Below are 20,917 nucleotides of genomic sequence, written 5' to 3'. Positions count from 1 at the left end.
TGTGTCTCATGTTCGTGCACAAGACCGCACTGCTCAGTGCAATCACCACGGCCCTGCTGGCCAGTGCCAGCCTGCAAGCGGCCGAGCCGTTAAAGGCTGTCGGTGCTGGCGAAGGTCAGCTGGATATCGTTGCGTGGCCGGGTTACATCGAACGTGGCGAGAGCGACAAAGCCTACGACTGGGTGACCGGTTTCGAGCAGGAAACCGGCTGCAAGGTCAATGTGAAGACCGCTGCGACCTCGGACGAAATGGTCAGCCTGATGGCCAAGGGCGGTTACGACCTGGTCACCGCGTCGGGCGATGCCTCGCTGCGGCTGATCGTCGGCAAGCGGGTGCAACCGATCAACACCGCGTTGATCCCGAACTGGAACACCCTCGACCCGCGCCTCAAAGATGCGCCGTGGTACGTGGTCAACCAGCAGACTTACGGCACCCCGTACCAGTGGGGCCCGAACGTGCTGATGTACAACACCAACGTATTTAAAACTGCGCCGACCAGTTGGAACGTGGTGTTCGCCGCGCAGGACCTGCCCGACGGCAAGCCGAACAAGGGCCGCGTGCAGGCCTATGACGGCCCGATCTACATCGCCGATGCGGCGCTGTATCTGAAGTCGACCAAGCCTGAACTGGGCATCAAGGATCCGTACCAACTCACCGAAGATCAGTACAAAGCCGTGCTCGATCTGTTGCGCGCGCAGCAGCCGCTGATCCACCGCTACTGGCACGACACCACGGTGCAGATGAGCGACTTCAAAAACGAAGGCGTGGTGGCGTCGAGTGCCTGGCCGTATCAGGTCAACGGTTTGATGAACGAGAAGCAGCCGATTGCTTCGACCATTCCGAAAGAAGGCGCTACGGGTTGGGCCGATACCACCATGTTGCACGCCGAGGCCAAGCACCCGAACTGCGCCTACAAGTGGATGGACTGGTCGCTGAAACCGAAAGTCCAAGGTGATGTGGCGGCGTGGTTTGGTTCGTTGCCGGCGGTGCCAGCGGCATGCAAAGAGAGCGAACTGCTTGGCGCGGAAGGCTGCAAGACCAACGGTTTCGACCAGTTCGACAAGATCGCCTTCTGGAAAACTCCACAGGCTGAGGGCGGCAAGTTTGTGCCGTATAGCCGCTGGACCCAGGACTACATCGCGATCATGGGCGGCCGCTAAGCCCGGGAGCAACTCGGTCGAGCTCCCTTTCCCCCTCGCCCCCCTGGGGGAGAGGGCTGGGGTGAGGGGGTAGCTTTTGACCTTGCTCTTGATCTCAGAGCAACGGCCAATAAAGCCACCCTCACCCCCCGCCCTCTCCCGGAGGGAGAGGGAGCTAAAAGCGGATCGCATCTCGTCCGCCGAATGTGTGAGCCAAGCAAACCGTAAAACGATTCAGATTTTTCAGAAGTCCAGGCAGGGCCGCTGCGACGGCCTTCGCCTTTTTGGAGCACCGCACCATGACGCTTGCAGTCCAGTTCACCAACGTTTCCCGGCAGTTCGGCGAAGTGAAGGCCGTTGACCGGGTTTCCATCGATATCGAGGACGGCGAGTTCTTTTCCATGCTCGGCCCATCCGGCTCGGGCAAAACCACCTGCCTGCGCCTGATCGCCGGGTTCGAACAACCGAGCGCCGGCTCGATCCGTATCCACGGCGCCGAAGCGGCCGGGTTGCCGCCGTATCAACGTGACGTCAACACGGTGTTTCAGGATTACGCACTGTTCCCGCACATGAACGTTCTCGACAACGTCGCCTACGGTTTAAAGGTCAAAGGCGTCGGCAAAACCGAGCGTCATAAACGCGCCGAAGAAGCCTTGGACATGGTCGCCCTCGGCGGTTATGGCGCGCGTAAACCTGTGCAATTGTCCGGCGGTCAGCGCCAGCGCGTGGCCCTCGCCCGCGCCTTGGTCAATCGCCCGCGCGTGCTGTTGCTGGATGAACCTCTGGGCGCGCTCGATTTGAAATTGCGCGAACAAATGCAAAGCGAATTGAAGAAGCTGCAACGCCAGCTCGGCATCACCTTCATCTTCGTCACTCACGATCAAACCGAAGCGCTGTCGATGTCCGACCGTGTCGCCGTGTTCAACAAGGGCCGCATCGAACAGGTCGACACGCCACGCAATTTGTACATGAAACCGACCACTACATTTGTCGCTGAATTCGTCGGCACCTCGAACGTGATTCGCGGCGATCTGGCCCGCCAAATCAGCGGCCATCCGCAGCCATTTTCGATCCGTCCGGAACACGTGCGTTTCGCCGAAGGCCCGCTGGCCAGTCACGAGATCGAAGTCAGCGGTCTGCTCCACGATATCCAGTATCAGGGCAGCGCCACGCGCTATGAATTGAAGCTGGAAAACGGCCAGACCCTGAGCATCAGCCACGCCAACAATCAGTGGATCGACAGCAGCGCACAGCATCAGACCGGCCAGCGCCTGAGCGCGCGTTGGGCGCGGGAAGCGATGATTGCGCTGCACGACACCGTGGCGAGCGGGGTGTGACATGAGCACGCTCGCGATGACAACATCGCCGCCATTGCGCAGGTTTTCCAACCTGCTCTACCGCAAGCCGAATCTATATCTTTCGATGCTGCTGGTACCGCCGCTGCTGTGGTTTGGCGCGATCTATCTCGGCTCGTTGCTGGTGCTGTTGTGGCAGGGTTTCTACACCTTCGACGACTTCACCATGGCGGTCACCCCTGACCTGACCCTGGCGAATTTTGCCGCGCTGTTTCAGCCATCGAACTTCGACATCATCCTGCGCACGTTGAGCATGGCCATCGTCGTGTCGATCGCCAGCGCTATCGTCGCGTTCCCGATCGCCTACTACATGGCGCGCTACACCACAGGCAAGACCAAGGCGTTTTTCTACATCGCGGTGATGATGCCGATGTGGGCCAGTTACATCGTCAAAGCGTATGCGTGGACATTGCTGTTGGCCAAGGGCGGCGTGGCGCAGTGGTTCGTGCAGCATTTGGGATTGGAGCCGGTGTTGCAGTTCATTCTGGGGATTCCCGGCGTCGGTGGCAGCACCTTGTCGACCTCGCATCTGGGGCGGTTCATGGTGTTCGTTTATATCTGGCTGCCGTTCATGATCTTGCCGATTCAGGCGTCGCTGGAGCGCTTGCCGCCGTCGCTGTTGCAGGCCTCCGCTGACCTTGGCGCCAAGCCGCGTCAGACCTTTATGCAGGTGATTTTGCCGCTGTCGATTCCTGGCATCGCCGCCGGTTCGATCTTCACGTTTTCGCTGACCCTGGGCGACTTCATCGTGCCGCAACTGGTCGGGCCGCCGGGCTACTTCGTCGGCAGCATGGTGTACGCACAGCAAGGTGCGATCGGCAACATGCCGATGGCAGCGGCGTTTACGTTGGTGCCGATTGTGTTGATCGCGGTTTACCTGTCCATCGTCAAACGACTGGGGGCCTTCGATGCGCTCTGAGAAAGCATCATTAGGCTTAAAGATCGCAGCCTGGGGCGGGTTGGTGTTTTTGCACTTCCCGATCCTGATCATCTTTCTTTACGCCTTCAACACCGAGGAAGCCGCGTTCAGTTTTCCGCCGAAGGGCTTCACGTTGCACTGGTTCAGTGTGGCGTTCTCGCGGCCGGATGTTTTGGAGTCGATCAAGCTCTCACTACAGATCGCAGCGATCGCCACGTTGATTGCGATGGTGCTCGGCACGCTCGCATCGGCAGCGTTGTATCGCCGTGATTTCTTCGGGAAACAGGGTATTTCGCTGATGCTGATTTTGCCGATTGCGTTGCCGGGGATCATCACAGGGATCGCGCTGCTGGCGACGTTCAAAACGCTGGGGATCGAGCCGGGGATGTTCACCATCATCGTCGGCCACGCGACCTTCTGCGTGGTGATCGTCTACAACAATGTTATCGCCCGCCTGCGCCGTACTTCGCACAGTCTGATCGAGGCCTCGATGGACCTCGGCGCCGATGGCTGGCAGACGTTTCGCTACATCATCCTGCCGAACCTCGGTTCGGCCTTGCTGGCGGGCGGCATGTTGGCGTTTGCGCTGTCGTTCGACGAAATCATCGTTACCACGTTCACCGCCGGGCATGAACGCACGTTGCCGTTGTGGCTGCTCAACCAACTGAGCCGGCCACGGGATGTGCCAGTGACCAACGTCGTCGCGATGCTGGTGATGATGGTGACCATGCTGCCGATTCTCGGCGCGTATTACCTGACACGTGGTGGCGAGAGCGTCGCTGGTAGCGGCGGTAAATGAATATCTAACCGATATCCACTTTCCCCTGTGGGAGCGAGCTTGCTCGCGAAGAGGCCGTCACATCCAACTTTGATGTCGACTGATACACCGCTTTCGCGAGCAGGCTCGCTCCCACAGTTTTTAATCCGGTTTCGGCAGAAAAATAATAGATTCGAAGAGGACTGAACGATGCAAACCAAACTCTTGATCAACGGCCAACTGGTCAACGGCGAAGGCCCGGCGCAACCGGTGCTCAATCCATCGCTTGGCGAAGTGCTGGTAGAGATCAATGAAGCCACTGAAGCGCAGGTCGATGCCGCCGTGCGCGCCGCCGATAACGCCTTCGCCGACTGGTCGCAAACCGCGCCGAAAGACCGCTCGCTGTTGCTGCTCAAACTCGCCGACGCCATCGAAGCCCACGGCGAAGAGCTGGCCAAACTCGAATCCGATAACTGCGGCAAACCCTACAGCGCCGCGCTCAACGACGAGATCCCGGCGATTGCCGACGTGTTCCGTTTCTTTGCCGGCGCCAGCCGTTGCATGAGCGGTTCGGCCGCTGGCGAATACCTGCCCGGCCACACCTCGATGATCCGTCGCGACCCGGTCGGCGTGATCGCTTCCATCGCGCCGTGGAACTACCCGCTGATGATGGTCGCCTGGAAAATCGCCCCGGCGCTGGCTGCCGGTAATACCGTGGTGCTCAAGCCGTCGGAACAAACCCCGCTGACCGCGTTGCGTCTGGCCGAACTGGCGTCGGAAATCTTCCCGGCCGGTGTACTCAATCTGGTGTTTGGCCGTGGGCCTAGCGTTGGCAGTCCGTTGGTTACGCATCCGAAAGTGCGCATGGTTTCGCTGACCGGCTCCATCGCCACGGGCGCCAACATCATTTCCAGCACCGCCGACAGCGTCAAACGCATGCACATGGAGCTGGGCGGCAAGGCGCCGGTAATCATTTTCGACGACGCCGATATCGATGCGGCGGTTGAAGGTATTCGTACCTTCGGTTTCTACAACGCCGGGCAGGATTGCACGGCGGCGTGCCGGATCTATGCGCAGCAAGGCATCTACGACAAGTTCGTCGAGAAGCTCGGCGCGGCGGTCAGCAGCATCAAGTACGGCTTGCAGGATGATCCGTCGACCGAGTTGGGGCCGTTGATCACTGCACAACATCGCGACCGTGTTGCCGGGTTTGTCGAGCGAGCCGTGGCTCAATCTCACATTCGTTTGATCACTGGCGGCAAGGCAGTCGACGGCAACGGGTTTTTCTTTGAACCAACCGTTCTAGCCGATGCGCAGCAGGACGACGAGATCGTCCGCCGCGAAGTGTTTGGGCCGGTGGTTTCGGTGACCAAGTTCACCGATGAAGCGCAGGCGCTGGAATGGGCCAACGATTCGGACTACGGCCTCGCCTCCTCCGTGTGGACGGCGGATGTAGGACGCGCGCACCGTATGTCGGCGCGCTTGCAGTACGGCTGCACGTGGGTGAATACGCACTTCATGCTCGTCAGCGAAATGCCCCATGGCGGTCAGAAATTGTCCGGTTACGGGAAGGATATGTCCATGTATGGACTGGAGGACTACACCACGGTTCGGCATGTGATGTTCAAGCACTAAGCCTTTAAAAGCTTCGCGAGCAAGCTCGCTCCCACAGGGAACTGCATTCCAAATGTGGGAGCGAGCCTGCTCGCGAAGGCGTCACCTCGGTTTCAGGAAAGAAACCGGCACTACGCACCACCTGGATCCCAAAACAATAACTACCGAACCGGGCGGCGCCTGCATGGCCCTGCCACGGCCTCGGCCATCCGAAATCTGCCGATTTCACGGAGCAAACACACATGAGTTCCTCACCCGATCTCGCCACAGCCGTTGCCGACAGCGATGCCGAACAACTGCGCCAACTGGGCTACACCTCGAACTTCAACCGCAGCATGAGCCTGTGGGAAAACTTCGCTTTGGGCTTCACTTATCTGTCACCGGTCGTAGGGGTTTATACCCTCTTCGGCCTGTGCCTCGCCGCCGGCGGCCCACCGATGTTCTGGGCTTATTTGCTGGTTGGTTGCGGCCAGTTGCTGGTGTGCCTGATCTTCGGCGAAGTGGTTTCGCAGTTCCCGATTTCCGGCGGTGTTTACCCTTGGGCACGCCGATTGGTCGGTAAAAAATGGGCGTGGATGGTCGGCTGGATCTACTCCATCGCCCTATGCGTGACCATCGCCGCCGTTGCGGTCGGCGCTGGCCCGTACCTGGCCGCCATGCTCGGTTTTGAGCCAAGCAACAACACCAACATCGTCATCGCCCTGGTGCTGACTTTGTTCGCCACGCTGGTCAACCTCAGCGGCACCAAAGTGCTGGCGCGCATCGCCATGTTCGGCTTCCTCTGCGAACTGGTTGGCGCGGTGATCGTTGGCGTTTACTTGTTGGTGTTCGAACGCCATCAACCGCTGAGCGTGCTGTTCAACACCTTCGACATCAGCGTCGACGGCTCTTACCTGCCGGCGTTCCTCACCGCATCGCTGGCGGGGATGTTCCTTTACTACGGCTTCGAGGCCTGCGGCGACGTCGCCGAAGAAACCCCGAACCCGAGCGCGAAAATCCCGGTGGCCATGCGCATGACCATCTACATCGGCGGCATCGCAGCGATGTTCGCCTGCCTGGCGCTGATCCTCGCCGTGCCGGACATGCAAGCGGTGATCAATGGCACCGACAAAGACCCGGTCACCACCATCCTCAACAACGCCTTCGGCCCGGTCGGTTCGAAAGTGGTGATGGGAGTGGTGATGATTTCCTTCATCTCCTGCGTCATCAGCCTACAAGCCGCGGCGAGCCGTCTGCTGTACTCCTACGCTCGCGATGAAATGGTCATCGGCAGCCGACTGCTGAAAAAGATTTCTCCTACCACCCAAGTACCGGTTGCCGCACTGTTCGTGTCCGGCGTCCTGCCGGCCCTGATCATCGCCCTCGGCTTCTTCCTGCAAGACGCCGTCGCCACCATCGTCAGCTTCGCCGCCATCGGCATCTACCTCGCATTCCAGATGATCGTGCTGGCCGCGCTGTACGCCCGCAGCAAAGGCTGGAAACCCAGCGGCAAATTCACCCTCGGCGCGTGGGGTTGGCCGGTGAACATCGGCGCGCTGGTGTACGGCGTCGGCGCAATCATCAACATGGCCTGGCCACGTACGCCGGATGCCGCGTGGTATGTGAACTACGCGATGGTGTTGAGTACTGCGATCGTGATTGGCTTGGGGCTGGTTTATATGTGGATTGGCAAGCCGTATGACCATGGCAAGGCGCCGGCTGGGGATGCGTGGAAGGTGAGTCGCTAAGAGCCTGCGATCCCGGCACCGACAAGGTGCCGGGGTTCAGGGAAACCGAGAAAAACCATCAAAAGGAAAGCTCTGCCTGATCGTGTTTCAGCAAGGAAATACGATCGAACAGTTTGATTTTTTCATTGGCTTTTTGCTTGGCATGATCGGACATGAAAGTAATCAATTCTTCGAGCTGAGTGACGTCTCCGACCACTTTGAATTCCTTTTCCTTGTTGACGAAAACAAGCGACTTTTTCTTTCTCGACAACAGTTCTATAACGTTGCTGAGCGTGCCGGTGCTCTTTGCATCCCAGATCATCAAACCGTAGTCAGCCGCTTCGGCCATGACAACGTCTTTTTCGGTGAAGAAGGCTCTCGACCCTTTGGAATGCTTGGAGTCGACTGTTCTGGCGGGCCACTGTCCAAGGTTATTCCTCGGAGCAGAACCGCTGCAGAACACCGTGGTTTTGGATCGTTCGAGACTCAGCAGGTGCTGCTGAATGGAGGTATCGGCGCCCCCAGCATCACCCACCACCACCTCAAAATCTGACGCTACGATATTATTGATGCGCTCTTTAACCTTCGGATCAAGGTTCTTGATGTTGATAGAGCCGGCAATAAATACAGTGGTCATTGAGTTCACTTCCAAGTTAGCGCTGCGACGTAAATTTCCCCTACCTTCGGGTGTTTACGCAAAACAGCGCAGGCCGCGTCCATGGACGCCCCGCTATCAAACAAATCATCTACAACCAAAACATTCCAGCGCCCATCGGTGGTGATTTCTCCGCTATTCATAACAATCCTTTGAGCCCGGAAACCAAGGGCCGAGCATTTGTAGCGATGCGCGAGATTCAAACAAATAACGGAAAAAATACTGGTTAGGGGTGGTTTCACTGACGCCAGTGCAAAAACAGGCATTTCCTACAGGCGTGACCTTCAAGGAAAAATCTTGTTTCCTACAGTGGATGGCGACTGAAAGGCCTTGGTTCAGCCAGCGCCTGCCAGCAACGTCTCCTCTCAGCTACTGAGCCAGGCCAATGGGGGGCTCGGAGAGGGTTTATGTGCCAATCGGCTGGGGCTTTGAGAGGGCTTCGAACTCATCCATCAATAGGTGAATTTCAGTGCTTGGGTTGTGTTCGCCACTGAGGGCGACATCCTCAAGGACTTTGGGGGCCAGCGCTCTTGCCTGCTGAAATGGCTTTCCGAGTAGCTGAGCGAAGTAGCTGACGTCTTTGCCTTTCTGGTAGTCAGCCATGCTGGGTTTTGCTCTGAGGCTCTTGGTCACCAAATCAGCCGGAGAGTTCTTCCCGGCTGTGCTGAACGGTTTTCGACTGTAGCCAAAGTGCAGTAGTAGCCAAAACTCGAAGCACGGATAAGATGCGATGACTTGGATTTTTGGATAAGACTTCGCCACATTCAACGCTCGCTCGAAGCACATGTGGGTGTCTCGATCCAAAACACAGAACACCTTATCGAAGCTTTTTTGCCTTACGACTGCTCGTTCAACAATGCCGCTTGGATGTGTAACACCGCAGTGGACGATCTCAACCTGGGCCTTGGCCCTAAAATAAAACGCGGCTTCCTCCAGATAACGTTTCCCTGACTTACTGTCTTCACACAACACCAGCACCTTAGGCTGCGGTTTGAAGCGGGAAGCCTTGCGATCAAACGATTTGAACGAACTCACGACCCTCACCCCCGCCTTATCAGCGGCAGCCCGCGATAACGCCCTTCGAAGTAACGCTTCTCGACATCCTCGCTTTCCCGGCCTCCAAAATCGTGTACGGAAAACAAGCTCGTGGCGCCATGAGCATCACGTTCTGTAATCCAGAACTGGTCACGCCGCAGAATCTTTTCATTCATCAGATGGGTATCGTGTGTCGTGAAAATCAGTTGGGTATCCAACCCACTGTCCAGATGCTTTGCGATCAAGTCAGCGACGATTTCGGGATGAAGACTGCTATTCAGTTCGTCGACGCAGAGGATTCCACTGCCACCGGCCTGATTCATCATAAACCAGGGTAACCAGAAGCCAATCAGGTTTTTGGTTCCGCAAGACTCCTCCGAGAAGTCGAACTGCGCATCGCCTGAAATGCTGGAATGCGTGAGGGTCAGTTTGTCCCTTTGAGCCGCCGCGAAGAACTCCTTCAAGGTCAGTTTTCTGTTGCTCAAGTCTGCAGAGGCGTCATCCGGGTCGAGCTGTATCGCAGACACAGGAATATCCAGCGCACTGAGAAAATCGCGCAGGTTGCTCGTATGATTTTTCACCATTTGCAGAAAGCGAATCGAGGCTGTGGATAAGCCAAGCATGTTGTTTTGTTCAATGACTAGCAGACCGGTTTGAAACCAACTGAATGGAGTGCGCAGTTGACTCAGCTCTTCGCTGCTATGAGTGACGGCTTGTGCAATAAACAGCATCGTCGGACTGGTCAATCGACGCCAGGCGCAATGCACTTCCTTGCCGCCCTCAAGGGTTTTACCAAACAAGTAATGCTCACCTTCAGCATCAAACCGGCGGTCATAAAGCAGTGTTTCCTTACCTTTCGGGTAAGCAGTCAGTTGTTCCTGAACAATCCTCTGCGCGGTCAGCCCGAGGACAAACCGATAGCGCAGTCCGCCCTGAATAAAGTCGTACTCAAAGACACTGGGCGCATCGCTCAGAGTGCAATCAAATCGGAAGGGTGAAACGGGTAGCGCTTCGTCATTTGAACCATGTGGTGTCGCTAGCAAGCGTCCGACGATGCCCATTGCGCGGATCAGTGAAGACTTTCCGGAGGCGTTCGGACCGTAAATAGCTGCAACCTTCAACAGCTCCGGAAGCCTTTCTGCGCTGGTGGAGGCTTTGAACGTATTGCGTGTTTTGCTCAGACGAGAGCTCGCCGCCATGGACAGGGTTTGCCTGTCCCGAAATGAGCGGTAATTGGATACCGAGAATTCGATCAACATGAAGAAAACCTGCAGTTCATTGCTTGGGTTTTCATGAATAAACGAAAAAACAGGCTTCAGATGCAGGCGGACTGCAGCGAGTGCAAAAACAGGCATTTCCTACAGACACAGCCTTCCTGAAAAAGCCCCGTTTCCTACGCTGTGCGTCGACAGAGTAGACTTGTCGCCGCAAGCGCCTGACCGATAGGCTTTATCCCGTCTCTGGTAATTCAGCGACCCGGGGTCGAAGCCGGAAACTGTCAACGCGGTGCTTGCATGCCCTCTATTGAATTGTGGCTGTTTCGCAGCTTCAGTTTTGCTTTATGGCGGGCCGTGTGGCGCGGGCCTTCCGGCTTTGCCGCGTTTGACGGGAAGTATCCCGACTTCGAACGCCACGCGGTTCGCCACCCAACTTGTCGAAGAGTTCGATGGCGACTTTCCTACTCAAACCGGAAGTCACTACATGTCTACGCAAATCCACAATCCACCGTCCACGCACTTCACCCCCACCATCTTCACCCGCCACAACCGCTTCCTCCACACCTTCATGCAAGACCACGAAGCCTGGTTCTGCGTGCAAGATCTCGGTCGCTTGATGGGTTACCCCCTGAACGAACGCCTCACCCTGAAACTCGATCCCGACCAGCGTCGCCATGTCCTCCTACGTCGGGACGGCGAAATCATCGATTGCGCGATGGTCAGCGAGTCCGGCCTGTTCGCCCTGCTCGTCCATCACTTCGTCCCGGAAAACCGTCACCTGCGCCAATGGCTGTGCCATGAAGTCATCCCGATGCTGCGCGAAACCCATTCAAGCGCAGTGGAAAACCACCCGAGCCTGAGTTCGATGCATTGGGCGGGCGTCACCGTGCCGTTGCTGCACTGGCAACAGCAGGCGTGGGTCAAATGGCGGGATGTGCCGGAATTGATGCACGGCCAGCGGCCGTATCCAGTATTGGGACCGTGTAGCTGATCCAATAAAAAAGGGGCGGACCTTTCAGTCCGCCCCTTTTTATTTCCACTCAAAACCGCGAAACACTCCGCATCGCATCTACCAGATACCGCATCGCAATCCGGTCATTCTCCGAAAGCTCCCGATATCGCTCAACCAGCTTCACTTCGTCAGAGCTGAGCCGACGCCTTTTGCGGCCGCTGCCGAGGCAGGGAAAGATGCCCAGCATGTCGGTGATCCCTTGTATTTTTGCCATGGACGATGTCCTTCAATACTTCAAAGAATTGCTAAACCACCACATCGCCCTGCCCCTTACAGCAGCGCCGTGTGCCCTGCCGGCTAAATGGTCGCGCCGGTCATGCCCATAGAATAGAAATTAAATCGGCGCTGAAAAGCGGTTTTTAGAGTAATTAGTCGAAAAAAGCAGATATGCCGTGTAAATCAGAAAGCCCCGTAAGATTTTTAACCGACATGTCTTGTTTCATTGACACACTGGCGCGGTGAATCAACGAATTTTGCATTGCGAGCGAACCGTTTAAGCTAGCGGGCATCTGTTAATAGTCCGTTGCGTTTGGCCGAAGGCTTGTCCGAACCGTTATTTCTGATCCAGCACGTGCCAGGAACGGCGCGGGATTGCACACGACAGGTTGTATTTATGCACCGCAGGAATTTGCTCAAAGCGTCCATGGCCATTGCGGCTTACACCGGTCTTTCGGCCACTGGCCTGCTGGCCAGCCGTGCGTGGGCGGCCAATGGCGGCGCCGCCGATGGCGAGGCGCAGGCCTTCGACTTCGAAGCGCTGAAGCGCCAGGCCAAGCAACTGGCTGGCAGCGCCTATCAGGACACCAAACAGGTGCTGCCGCCAACCCTGGCGACCATGACCCCGCAGAACTTCAACGCGATCCGCTACGACGGCGAGCATTCGCTGTGGAAGGAGAACAAGGGCCAACTGGACGTGCAGTTCTTCCACGTCGGCATGGGGTTCCGTCAGCCGGTGCGCATGTACAGCGTCGACGCCAAGACGCGCACTGCCCGCGAAGTGCATTTCCGCCCCGCACTGTTCAACTATGAAAACACTTCAGTCGACACCCAGCAGCTCAAGGGTGACCTCGGTTTTGCCGGCTTCAAGCTGTTCAAAGCGCCGGAGCTGGATCGTCACGATGTGTTGTCGTTCCTCGGCGCCAGCTATTTCCGTGCGGTAGACGCCACTGGCCAATATGGCCTCTCGGCGCGCGGCCTGGCGATCGACACGTACGCGAAAAAACGCGAAGAATTCCCTGACTTCACCAAGTTCTGGTTCGAGACACCGGACAAGAACGCCACCCGATTTGTGGTGTATGCCCTGCTCGACTCGCCGAGTGCCACTGGCGCTTACCGTTTCGACATCGATTGCCAGGCCGAGCGCGTGGTGATGGAAGTCGATGCGCACATCAATGCGCGCACGGCGATCGAGCAATTGGGCATCTCGCCGATGACCAGTATGTTCAGTTGCGGCACCCACGAGCGCCGCATGTGCGACACCATCCACCCGCAGATCCACGACTCGGATCGTCTGGCGATGTGGCGCGGCAACGGCGAGTGGATCTGCCGTCCGCTGAACAACCCGGCGACCCTGCAATTCAATGCGTTTGCCGACACCGATCCGAAAGGCTTCGGTCTGGTGCAGACCGACCATGAATTCGCCAACTATCAGGACACCGTCGACTGGTACAGCAAACGCCCGAGCCTGTGGGTAGAACCGACCACCGCGTGGGGCGAAGGCTCTATCGATCTGCTGGAAATTCCTACAACCGGCGAGACCCTCGATAACATCGTGGCGTTCTGGACACCGAAAAAACCGGTGGCTGCTGGCGACTCGCTGAACTATGGCTACAAGCTTTACTGGAGCGCTCTGCCGCCGGTGGGCACGCCGTTGGCCCGCGTACACGCGACCCGTTCCGGCATGGGCGGTTTCGTTGAGGGCTGGGCACCGGGCGAGCATTACCCGCCAGTGTGGGCGCGTCGATTTGCCGTGGACTTCACCGGTGGAGGTCTGGATCGGCTGCCGCAGGGTACCGGGATCGAGCCGGTGGTGACGTGCTCGAACGGCAAGGTGCAGGATTTCAGCGTGCTGGTGCTGGATGACATCAAGGGTTACCGGATTCTGTTTGACTGGTACCCGACCAATGACAGCGTGGAGCCGGTGGAGCTGCGGTTGTTTATCCGCACCAATGACCGCACGTTGAGCGAGACTTGGTTGTACCAGTATTTCCCGCCGGCGCCGGATAAGCGTAAATACCCTTGATGATTTGAGGCGCCTGCACAGGCCTCATCGCTGGCAAGCCAGCTCCCACAGTGAATGGTGTCGAGCACAAATTTTGCGTACGCCACCAAACCTGTGGGAGCTGGCTTGCCAGCGATGGCGCCAGCATGGCAACAAAGAACAACCAGACGAAAAAAGCCCCGGCCATCACTGACCGGGGCTTTTTGCTTTATCTCGACTGACTTAATCGCGCAAATCAGACTCATGAATCGGCTGATCCCGATGCGTCGCACGCTGATACTGCGCCGGCCACACCGCTTTGCGCCCACCCAGATCATCGTCGGCATGCAGCGGCCAGTACGGATCACGCAGCAGCTCGCGGGCGAGGAAGATGATGTCGGCCTGACAGGTGCGCAGAATGTGCTCGGCCTGCGCCGGCTCGGTAATCATTCCCACAGTGCCGGTGGCGATGCCTGACTCCTTGCGCACACGTTCGGCGAAGCGCGTCTGGTAGCCCGGCCCCACTGGAATCTCGGCATTCGCTGCGGTGCCACCCGAAGACACATCAATAAGATCCGCGCCAAGCGTGTGCAGCCGTCGTGCCAGTTCCACGGTTTCATCCGGGTTCCAGCCGTCTTCCACCCAGTCAGTGGCCGACACGCGAACAAACACCGGCAATTCCTCCGGCCAGACCGCCCTCACCGCCTCAGTCACTTGCAGCACCAGACGAATACGATTTTCAAACGAACCACCGTATTGATCGCGGCGCTGATTGCTAAGCGGCGAGAGAAACTGATGCAGCAGGTAACCATGCGCCGCGTGCACCTCAACCACACTGAAACCAGCCTTCAGCGCGCGTTTGGCGGCATCGACAAACGCCTGAATGACATCGGCGATTTGCCCCTCATCAAGCTGTTTCGGTTGCGTGTGTTGCGGATCGAAAGCAATCGGCGAAGGCCCGACCGGGGTCCAGCCGCCATCATCGGGTTTAACGCTGCCGTGCTTGCCGATCCACGGCCGATGGGTGCTGGCCTTGCGTCCGGCGTGGGCCAGTTGAATACCGGCAACAGCGCCTTGGGACGTGATGAATCGGGTAATGCGCTGCAACGGTTCGATCTGTTCGTCGTTCCACAGGCCCAGGTCTTCGGCGGTGATCCGCCCGTCGGCCGTGATTGCCGTGGCTTCAGTGAATACCAGGCCAGCGCCACCCACCGCGCGGCTGCCGAGATGCACCAGGTGCCAGTCGTTGGCCAGGCCGTCGACACTGGAGTACTGGCACATCGGTGACACGGCGATGCGGTTGGGCAAGGTCAGTTGGCGGAGGGTGAAGGGTTCAAGCAGCAGACTCATGGGGCACCTCTCAAATCAGTGGGCAGGCTCCAGGGTTCTGTTTGAATAGTCGACGAGTGACATGAAAAAGGTGCAGCACCCGCCCCCGCGGGCAAAAAATTCGACAAGACGTCACAAGGCCAATCAAGCAGTGCTTAGAGCCTAGTCGACAACCGCGGATGAGGGAGGGTTCAGAGTGATTCAGTGTGTGAAAGGACGCTTTCGCGAGCGGGTCGGATCGTCGCACCGTCGCTCCCACAGGGATATGCATTCCAGAATGTGGGAGCGAGCCTGCTCGCGAAGGCGTCAGCGCGGTTCGATATGGGCAATCATCAGTTGTACCGTCTCATTCCCGCGAAACTCATTCACGTCGAGCTTATAAGCCAGCTCAACCCACTGAATCGTCGGATTCGGCCAGATATCGCGGTCAATGCCAAAGGCGATGCCATCCAGCTTCACCGAGCCGCATTCGCTCTTCAGCACCACTTTCAGATGCCGCTCGCCAACCACGCGCTGCTCAACCAACTGAAACACACCATGAAACAGCGGCTCCGGGAAGTGCTGCCCCCAAGGCCCGGCATGACGCAGGGCGCGGGCCAGTTCGAGGTGAAATTCTTCCACCGCCAGCGTGCCGTCCGAGAGCATGCGCCCGGTCAGGTCTTCTTCGCGAAGTTGCCTACGCACTTCAGCGTCGAATGCCTCGGCGAACAGCGAAAAATTCTCCTGCGGTAAGGTCAGTCCGGCCGCCATTGCGTGGCCACCGTACTTGGCAATCAGGTTTGGATGCTGGGCCGCGACCACACTCAGGGCATCACGGATATGGAAGCCCTGAACAGAGCGGCCCGAGCCCTTGAGCAAGCCATCACCGGCATCGGCAAAGGCAATGGTCGGTCGGAAATAACGTTCTTTCATGCGCGATGCGAGGATACCGATCACGCCTTGGTGCCATTCCGGATCGAACAGGCACAAACCAAACGGCATCGACTCCACTGGCAGGTCCTTGAGCTGCGCCAGCGCTTCGCGCTGCATGCCCTGCTCAATGGATTTTCGATCCTGGTTCATGCCGTCCAGTTGCGCGGCCATTTCCCGGGCCAGATTGGCGTCGGCGGTGAGCAGGCATTCGATGCCCAGGCTCATGTCGTCCAGTCGACCGGCGGCGTTCAGGCGCGGGCCGACAATAAACCCCAGATCCGTGGAGGTGATGCGGGTGGCGTCACGCTTGGCCACTTCAAGGATCGCTTTGATCCCCGGCCGTGCGCGGCCGGCGCGAATTCGCTCAAGGCCTTGATGCACCAGAATCCGATTGTTGGCATCGAGCGGCACCACGTCGGCAACGCTGCCCAGCGCTACCAGATCAAGCAGTTCACCGATGTTCGGTTGCGGCTTGCTCTCGTACCAGCCGAGGCTACGCAAACGCGCGCGCAACGCCATCAACACGTAGAAAATCACCCCGACGCCGGCCAGCGCCTTGCTCGGGAACTCACAACCCGGCTGATTCGGGTTGACCAGCGCATCGGCCTGCGGCAGTTCATCGCCGGGCAAGTGGTGGTCGGTGATCAGCACTTTGAGCCCAGCCTTTTTCGCCGCCGCCACACCTTCGACGCTGGAGATGCCGTTGTCGACGGTGACCAGCAAATGCGGCTCGCGAGTCAAAGCGACTTCAACGATTTCCGGGGTCAGGCCATAGCCATATTCAAAGCGATTCGGCACCAGATAATCGACATGCGCCGCCCCCAACAAACGCAAGCCAAGCATGCCGACCGTACTGGCCGTCGCACCGTCCGCATCGAAGTCGCCGACGATGAGGATGCGCTGGCGTTGTTCCAGCGCCGTCACCAAAAGATCCACAGCCGCATCGATGCCCTTGAGCTGCTGGAACGGGATCAACCGCGCCAGACTCTTGTCCAGCTCCGCCTCGGACTGCACGCCCCGAGCCGCATACAAGCGGGTCAGCAGCGGTGGGATATCACCGAGAAAAGGCAGAGTTTCGGGCAGTTGACGAGGTTCGATACGCATGGGGTGACGGAGACTTCTCTTTAATACGTGGGATTAATCAGTTGAAGGCGCAGGATCAGCCGCGCTCACCTTGCAGCCATTGCAACTGGACTTCGTGCTGACCACGGTCGTCGGTGACGAAGATCGTCCCTTCGCTGATCATCACGTCCCACTTGATAACGCGGGGCATGTCCTTGGCCAGGGTTTCCAGCACTTCTTGCGGCACGGCGGCGATGTTGACGTTCTTCAGATTCTTGATCGCCGGGATCACTTTGGTTTCCCAGACACGCAGACTGCCATACGCCAGCAGGCTGGTGCGCTCGGTACGACGCGAGCACCAAGTCAGGCGATCGGCGTCAGGCTGGCCGACTTCAATCCAATGCAGAACACGGTCATCCAGGCTCTTTTCCCACAGCGCAGGTTCATCCACGTCTGACAGACCACGGCCGAACGACAACTGCTCGTTGTACCAGAGCGCGTAGGCCAGCAGTCGCACGGTCATGCGCTCTTCGGTTTCCGAAGGGTGACGGGCGATGGTCTGCTTGACGCTCTCGTAGACGCTGCGGTCGAGGTCGGTGAGGTTCAGTTCAAATTTGTAGGTAGTGGACGGCTGGGCCATGAACGGGCTTCTTGATACGAGGAAAGTCGGCAAGTCTAACCGATGCGGTAGGCAATCATCGAATTGATGGCGATCAAGCTGCGGCGTCTGACAGCCGGCTATGTTAAAACGCTGTATCCGCCCAGCCTCGTCCTACAGGATTTCGCATGCCGTTCACCAGCAAACCGCTCTCGGGTCTGAAAGTCATTGAATTGGGTACATTGATTGCCGGGCCGTTTGCCTCGCGTATTTGCGGCGAGTTCGGCGCCGAAGTGATCAAGATCGAATCGCCGGACGGCGGTGATCCTTTGCGTAAATGGCGAAAACTGTACGAAGGCACGTCCTTGTGGTGGTTCGTCCAGGCGCGCAACAAGAAATCGCTGACGCTGAACCTCAAACACCCTGACGGTCTGGCGATCCTGAAAAAACTGCTCAGTGAAGCCGACATCCTCATCGAGAACTTCCGCCCCGGCGTCCTGGAAAAGCTTGGCCTGAGCTGGGAAACCCTGCACGCCTTGAACCCGAAACTGGTGATGGTGCGCCTGTCCGGTTTTGGTCAGACCGGGCCGATGAAAGATCAGCCGGGCTTCGGCGCGGTGGGTGAGTCCATGGGCGGTCTGCGCTACATCACCGGTTTCGAGGATCGGCCACCGGTGCGCACCGGGATTTCCATCGGCGATTCGATTGCCGCGCTGTGGGGCGTGATTGGTGCGCTGATGGCGCTGCGTCATCGCGAAGTCAACGGCGGTACAGGTCAGGTTGTCGATGTGGCGTTGTACGAAGCTATTTTCGCGATGATGGAAAGCATGGTGCCGGAGTTCGACGTGTTCGGTTTTATCCGCGAGCGCACCGGCAACATCATGCCGGGCATCACGCCCTCTTCTATTCACACCAGCGCCGACGGCAAACACGTGCAGATCGGCGCCAATGGCGACGCGATCTTCAAACGCTTCATGCTGATCATCGGCCGCGAAGATCTGGCCAACGATCCGACGCTGGCCAGCAACGATGGGCGCGACAATCGCCGCGACGAGTTGTACGGCGTGATCGATCGCTGGGTCAATTCGTTGCCACTGCAAACCGTGCTCGACCTGCTCAATCAGGCCGAGGTGCCGGCCAGCCGGATCTTCAGCGCCGAGGACATGTTCAACGATCCGCAGTATCTGGCCAGAGAGATGTTCCTGCACGCCAAACTGCCTGACGGCAAAGACTTCAAGATGCCGGGCATCGTGCCGAAACTCTCTGAGACACCGGGCAGTTCAGAATGGGTCGGACCGCAACTGGGTGAACACAATGCGCAGGTACTTCACGACCTTGGCTACGATGAGAGACAGATCGCCAAGCTGCGCGAAGACGGAGCCATTTAATCTGAAACGCCGGCTACCATCGCACGCCAACCGCGCCCATCACTGGTGGACGTGGCGGCTGTTCGGCCTGTTGTTTTTGCTCGCTCTGTCGACGGGAGCGCAAGCGAAACCGACACTGATATGGCTGCTGCGCGACTTGCCGCCACTGACCATTTTCGAAGGCCCGAAAAAGGGCCAGGGTGTGATTGATCAACTGATGCCGTTGCTGATCGCCGGCATGCCGCAATATGAACACACACTAATGCGGGTCAATCGCGCCCGCGGTCTGCAAATGCTCCATGAAAACCCGTTTGCCTGTGACCCCGCACTGCTGTGGAACAAGGAACGCGCGCAGTGGGTCGCGTATTCGATTCCGGCGATCCGCGCCGTAAGCAATGGCTTGGTGGTTCGCCAGCAGGATCGCGCGGTGCTTGATCCGTATCTGGTGGACGGCGAAGTCGATCTGTCGGCATTGCTGACCGCCACCGACCGAAAAGTCGGCGTGGTCGCTGAGCGCAGTTATGGCGAATTTATCGACAATATCCTGCATCAGGCGCCCAGTGGCGCATTGACTCCCCATTACGGCAACGACGCGCTGACCAATCTGCTGTCGATGCAGCGTCTGGGCCGGTTGCAGGTGGTGCTGGGTTACTGGCCGGAAATCCGCTATCAGGCCAGGCAGGCGCAGATTGCCGAGGATGAACTGGAGTTTTATCCGATTCGCGGCACGGGAAAATATCTCTCAGGCTACGTGGCGTGCTCCGACACCACCCAGGGGCGCCAGGCCATCAGCGAAATCAACCAACTGCTGCGCACCCTGCCCCACGAACATCTCAATCAGCTCTATGCCGCATGGCTGGACCCGGAACGACAAGCGGATTATCTGCAAGAGGCTCGCGCGTTCTTCGAACATCAAGCCACGCAGTAAGTAAATCGCAGACAAAAGAAACCCCGAGAAGTGGGGAGACGACTCGGGGTTAAACGTGGCCTACATAAAGACCCGTAGCAGCAAGCGACAAGCACCGGAGCACAATGCTTGATCCTGCTGTTATGGGGTCTGACTGACAGGGATGCAGGAAGGTTCCCACAAAAAACATTTCATCTTTACAGCGGCGCACGCTTTTCCAGTGCAGCGTTGCGCAATGCCGCGATCACACAGGGTTCCAGCCGTCCTTCCGCAATCAGAACGTCGCGGTGCAAACCGTCAACGACATCGGTCAACTGGCGCTTGTCGGTCAGTTGCGCCTGATTGAATTCGCGCTCCACCACAATGGCGCCGTGACTGTTCTTCAAGGTCACCAGGCATTCGCCATGGGAACCGTTTGGAGACAACGAAACCTGATACGGGCTCAGAGCCTCACCGAGCAATAGACTGATACTTTCCATCTCGATCTCCACTCAATAGTCCGAAAACTGTGTGCCTGGGGCGTGTTCACAATAAATGACCACCGGCCCGAGAAGAAAGTTCTGCATACCGATCGCTCCGCTCCCGGAGTCACCGGTCTGTCAGAGCATGCACGGCGAAGATGACAGAAAAACAACCGTCCCCTTCAAACCTGGAGCGGGGGCGAAGCGGTGCTCAGGTAACTGTCGAGCAAACCGCGCATCAGTACCGCCGACACCGGGGTTTGCAGGCGCCCCAACAGCCGCACGCGGTGCTCGCACAGCAAGGGTTCAAGATCGTTCAGCAGACTTGGCGCGACCGCCCCCAGCAGGATCAGCGCACGCGCCTCATGCCGAGTCGCCAGATGATGAATCAGCGCCAGGCCATCGCCGCCCTTGAGTTGCGGATCGCAAATGGCGATGTCGACCGCGCCGCGATGGCCCAGCGAAGACAGCGCAGAAGCCAGCGACGGCGCCGTCAGCACGTCATAGATGCCAATGGCATTGAGCATTTGATGCAATGCCATCAGCTGGAACGGATTGGGTTCAAGTATCAGGACTTTAAGCGAGCGCATAAGCGACCTCTGAAGCGACAATCGCGGACTCTCACCGCAGTTGTTGTCACTCTAGGGCAGCCGTCCTAAGCCTCCCATCGGA

General features: G+C 58.2%; 19 protein-coding genes. 10 read left to right on the top strand and 9 right to left on the bottom strand.

Features of this window, described 5'->3' with window-relative positions:
* Window positions 1-8: 8 nt before the first annotated feature.
* From ydcS to ACZZ0G_RS17425, 6 genes are all read left to right on the top strand, one after another.
* Complete coding sequence (ydcS, locus tag ACZZ0G_RS17450) at window positions 9-1,160, top strand: putative ABC transporter substrate-binding protein YdcS (RefSeq protein ID WP_008081593.1); 1,152 nt, start codon at window positions 9-11, stop codon at window positions 1,158-1,160.
* Window positions 1,161-1,438: 278 nt separating this feature from the next.
* Window positions 1,439-2,476 (top strand): ABC transporter ATP-binding protein, encoded by a 1,038-nt coding sequence (locus ACZZ0G_RS17445; RefSeq protein WP_463556956.1) that lies wholly within the window; start codon window positions 1,439-1,441, stop codon window positions 2,474-2,476.
* A 16-nt stretch (window positions 2,477-2,492) separates the two neighbouring features.
* Window positions 2,493-3,413 (top strand): ABC transporter permease, encoded by a 921-nt coding sequence (locus tag ACZZ0G_RS17440; RefSeq protein ID WP_400754107.1) that lies wholly within the window; start codon window positions 2,493-2,495, stop codon window positions 3,411-3,413.
* Window positions 3,403-4,212 (top strand): ABC transporter permease, encoded by an 810-nt coding sequence (locus tag ACZZ0G_RS17435; RefSeq protein WP_158955870.1) that lies wholly within the window; start codon window positions 3,403-3,405, stop codon window positions 4,210-4,212. The genes ACZZ0G_RS17440 and ACZZ0G_RS17435 overlap by 11 nt, the downstream gene beginning before the upstream one ends.
* A gap of 168 nt (window positions 4,213-4,380) precedes the next feature.
* The gene (locus tag ACZZ0G_RS17430) at window positions 4,381-5,805 is read left to right on the top strand and encodes a gamma-aminobutyraldehyde dehydrogenase (protein WP_463556954.1); all 1,425 of its coding nucleotides are present in this window, start codon (window positions 4,381-4,383) and stop codon (window positions 5,803-5,805) included.
* 221 nt (window positions 5,806-6,026) lie between these two features.
* Complete coding sequence (locus tag ACZZ0G_RS17425) at window positions 6,027-7,511, top strand: APC family permease (protein ID WP_201227821.1); 1,485 nt, start codon at window positions 6,027-6,029, stop codon at window positions 7,509-7,511.
* Between the two features lie 58 nt (window positions 7,512-7,569).
* Here the strand turns inward: ACZZ0G_RS17425 and ACZZ0G_RS17420 are convergent, their stop codons facing one another.
* The 3 genes from ACZZ0G_RS17420 to ACZZ0G_RS17410 form a co-directional block, all read right to left on the bottom strand.
* Entirely contained in the window at window positions 7,570-8,127 is a 558-nt protein-coding gene (locus tag ACZZ0G_RS17420; RefSeq protein ID WP_463556953.1) for a hypothetical protein, read from the bottom strand.
* 423 nt (window positions 8,128-8,550) lie between these two features.
* Entirely contained in the window at window positions 8,551-9,189 is a 639-nt protein-coding gene (locus ACZZ0G_RS17415; protein ID WP_463556952.1) for an RloB family protein, read from the bottom strand.
* Complete coding sequence (locus ACZZ0G_RS17410; RefSeq protein WP_463558865.1) at window positions 9,186-10,439, bottom strand: AAA family ATPase; 1,254 nt, start codon at window positions 10,437-10,439, stop codon at window positions 9,186-9,188. Before ACZZ0G_RS17410 ends, ACZZ0G_RS17415 begins: the two co-directional genes overlap by 4 nt.
* Window positions 10,440-10,881: 442 nt before the next feature.
* Between ACZZ0G_RS17410 and ACZZ0G_RS17405 the strand changes: the two genes are divergently transcribed.
* The gene (locus ACZZ0G_RS17405; RefSeq protein ID WP_463556951.1) at window positions 10,882-11,388 is read left to right on the top strand and encodes a BRO-N domain-containing protein; all 507 of its coding nucleotides are present in this window, start codon (window positions 10,882-10,884) and stop codon (window positions 11,386-11,388) included.
* 49 nt (window positions 11,389-11,437) lie between these two features.
* Here the strand turns inward: ACZZ0G_RS17405 and ACZZ0G_RS17400 are convergent, their stop codons facing one another.
* Complete coding sequence (locus ACZZ0G_RS17400; RefSeq protein WP_007908956.1) at window positions 11,438-11,623, bottom strand: hypothetical protein; 186 nt, start codon at window positions 11,621-11,623, stop codon at window positions 11,438-11,440.
* A gap of 399 nt (window positions 11,624-12,022) precedes the next feature.
* On the opposite strand from ACZZ0G_RS17400, the gene ACZZ0G_RS17395 reads away from it, so the two are divergent.
* Window positions 12,023-13,651, top strand: a complete 1,629-nt coding sequence (locus ACZZ0G_RS17395) for a glucan biosynthesis protein D (RefSeq protein ID WP_034154835.1) — start codon at window positions 12,023-12,025, stop codon at window positions 13,649-13,651.
* Between the two features lie 201 nt (window positions 13,652-13,852).
* On the opposite strand, the gene ACZZ0G_RS17390 is transcribed toward ACZZ0G_RS17395, so the two are convergent.
* The 3 genes from ACZZ0G_RS17390 to ACZZ0G_RS17380 form a co-directional block, all read right to left on the bottom strand.
* A complete protein-coding gene (locus ACZZ0G_RS17390; protein WP_137219481.1) occupies window positions 13,853-14,959 on the bottom strand; it encodes an NADH:flavin oxidoreductase/NADH oxidase in 1,107 nt (368 codons plus the stop codon).
* A gap of 285 nt (window positions 14,960-15,244) precedes the next feature.
* A complete protein-coding gene (gene recJ, locus ACZZ0G_RS17385) occupies window positions 15,245-16,954 on the bottom strand; it encodes a single-stranded-DNA-specific exonuclease RecJ (RefSeq protein WP_463556950.1) in 1,710 nt (569 codons plus the stop codon).
* Window positions 16,955-17,009: 55 nt separating this feature from the next.
* Window positions 17,010-17,552 carry a YaeQ family protein gene (locus tag ACZZ0G_RS17380; RefSeq protein ID WP_007908961.1) on the bottom strand — a complete coding sequence of 181 codons (543 nt, stop codon included), beginning with the start codon at window positions 17,550-17,552 and terminating at the stop codon, window positions 17,010-17,012.
* 146 nt (window positions 17,553-17,698) lie between these two features.
* Here ACZZ0G_RS17380 and ACZZ0G_RS17375 point away from each other — a divergent pair, with 146 nt between their 5' ends.
* A complete protein-coding gene (locus ACZZ0G_RS17375; RefSeq protein WP_463556949.1) occupies window positions 17,699-18,898 on the top strand; it encodes a CaiB/BaiF CoA transferase family protein in 1,200 nt (399 codons plus the stop codon).
* Entirely contained in the window at window positions 18,855-19,805 is a 951-nt protein-coding gene (locus ACZZ0G_RS17370) for a TIGR02285 family protein (protein ID WP_463556948.1), read from the top strand. Before ACZZ0G_RS17375 ends, ACZZ0G_RS17370 begins: the two co-directional genes overlap by 44 nt.
* Before the next feature lie 176 nt (window positions 19,806-19,981).
* Here the strand turns inward: ACZZ0G_RS17370 and ACZZ0G_RS17365 are convergent, their stop codons facing one another.
* Entirely contained in the window at window positions 19,982-20,263 is a 282-nt protein-coding gene (locus tag ACZZ0G_RS17365; RefSeq protein WP_463556947.1) for a DUF3509 domain-containing protein, read from the bottom strand.
* A 164-nt stretch (window positions 20,264-20,427) separates the two neighbouring features.
* Window positions 20,428-20,835 carry a response regulator gene (locus ACZZ0G_RS17360; RefSeq protein ID WP_463556946.1) on the bottom strand — a complete coding sequence of 136 codons (408 nt, stop codon included), beginning with the start codon at window positions 20,833-20,835 and terminating at the stop codon, window positions 20,428-20,430.
* Between the last annotated feature and the right edge of the window lie 82 nt (window positions 20,836-20,917).

Source organism: Pseudomonas sp. AC169, from assembly GCF_979258515.1.
Note: the sequence above shows the minus strand (reverse complement) of the source record. Positions and strands in the feature narration are given on the sequence as shown.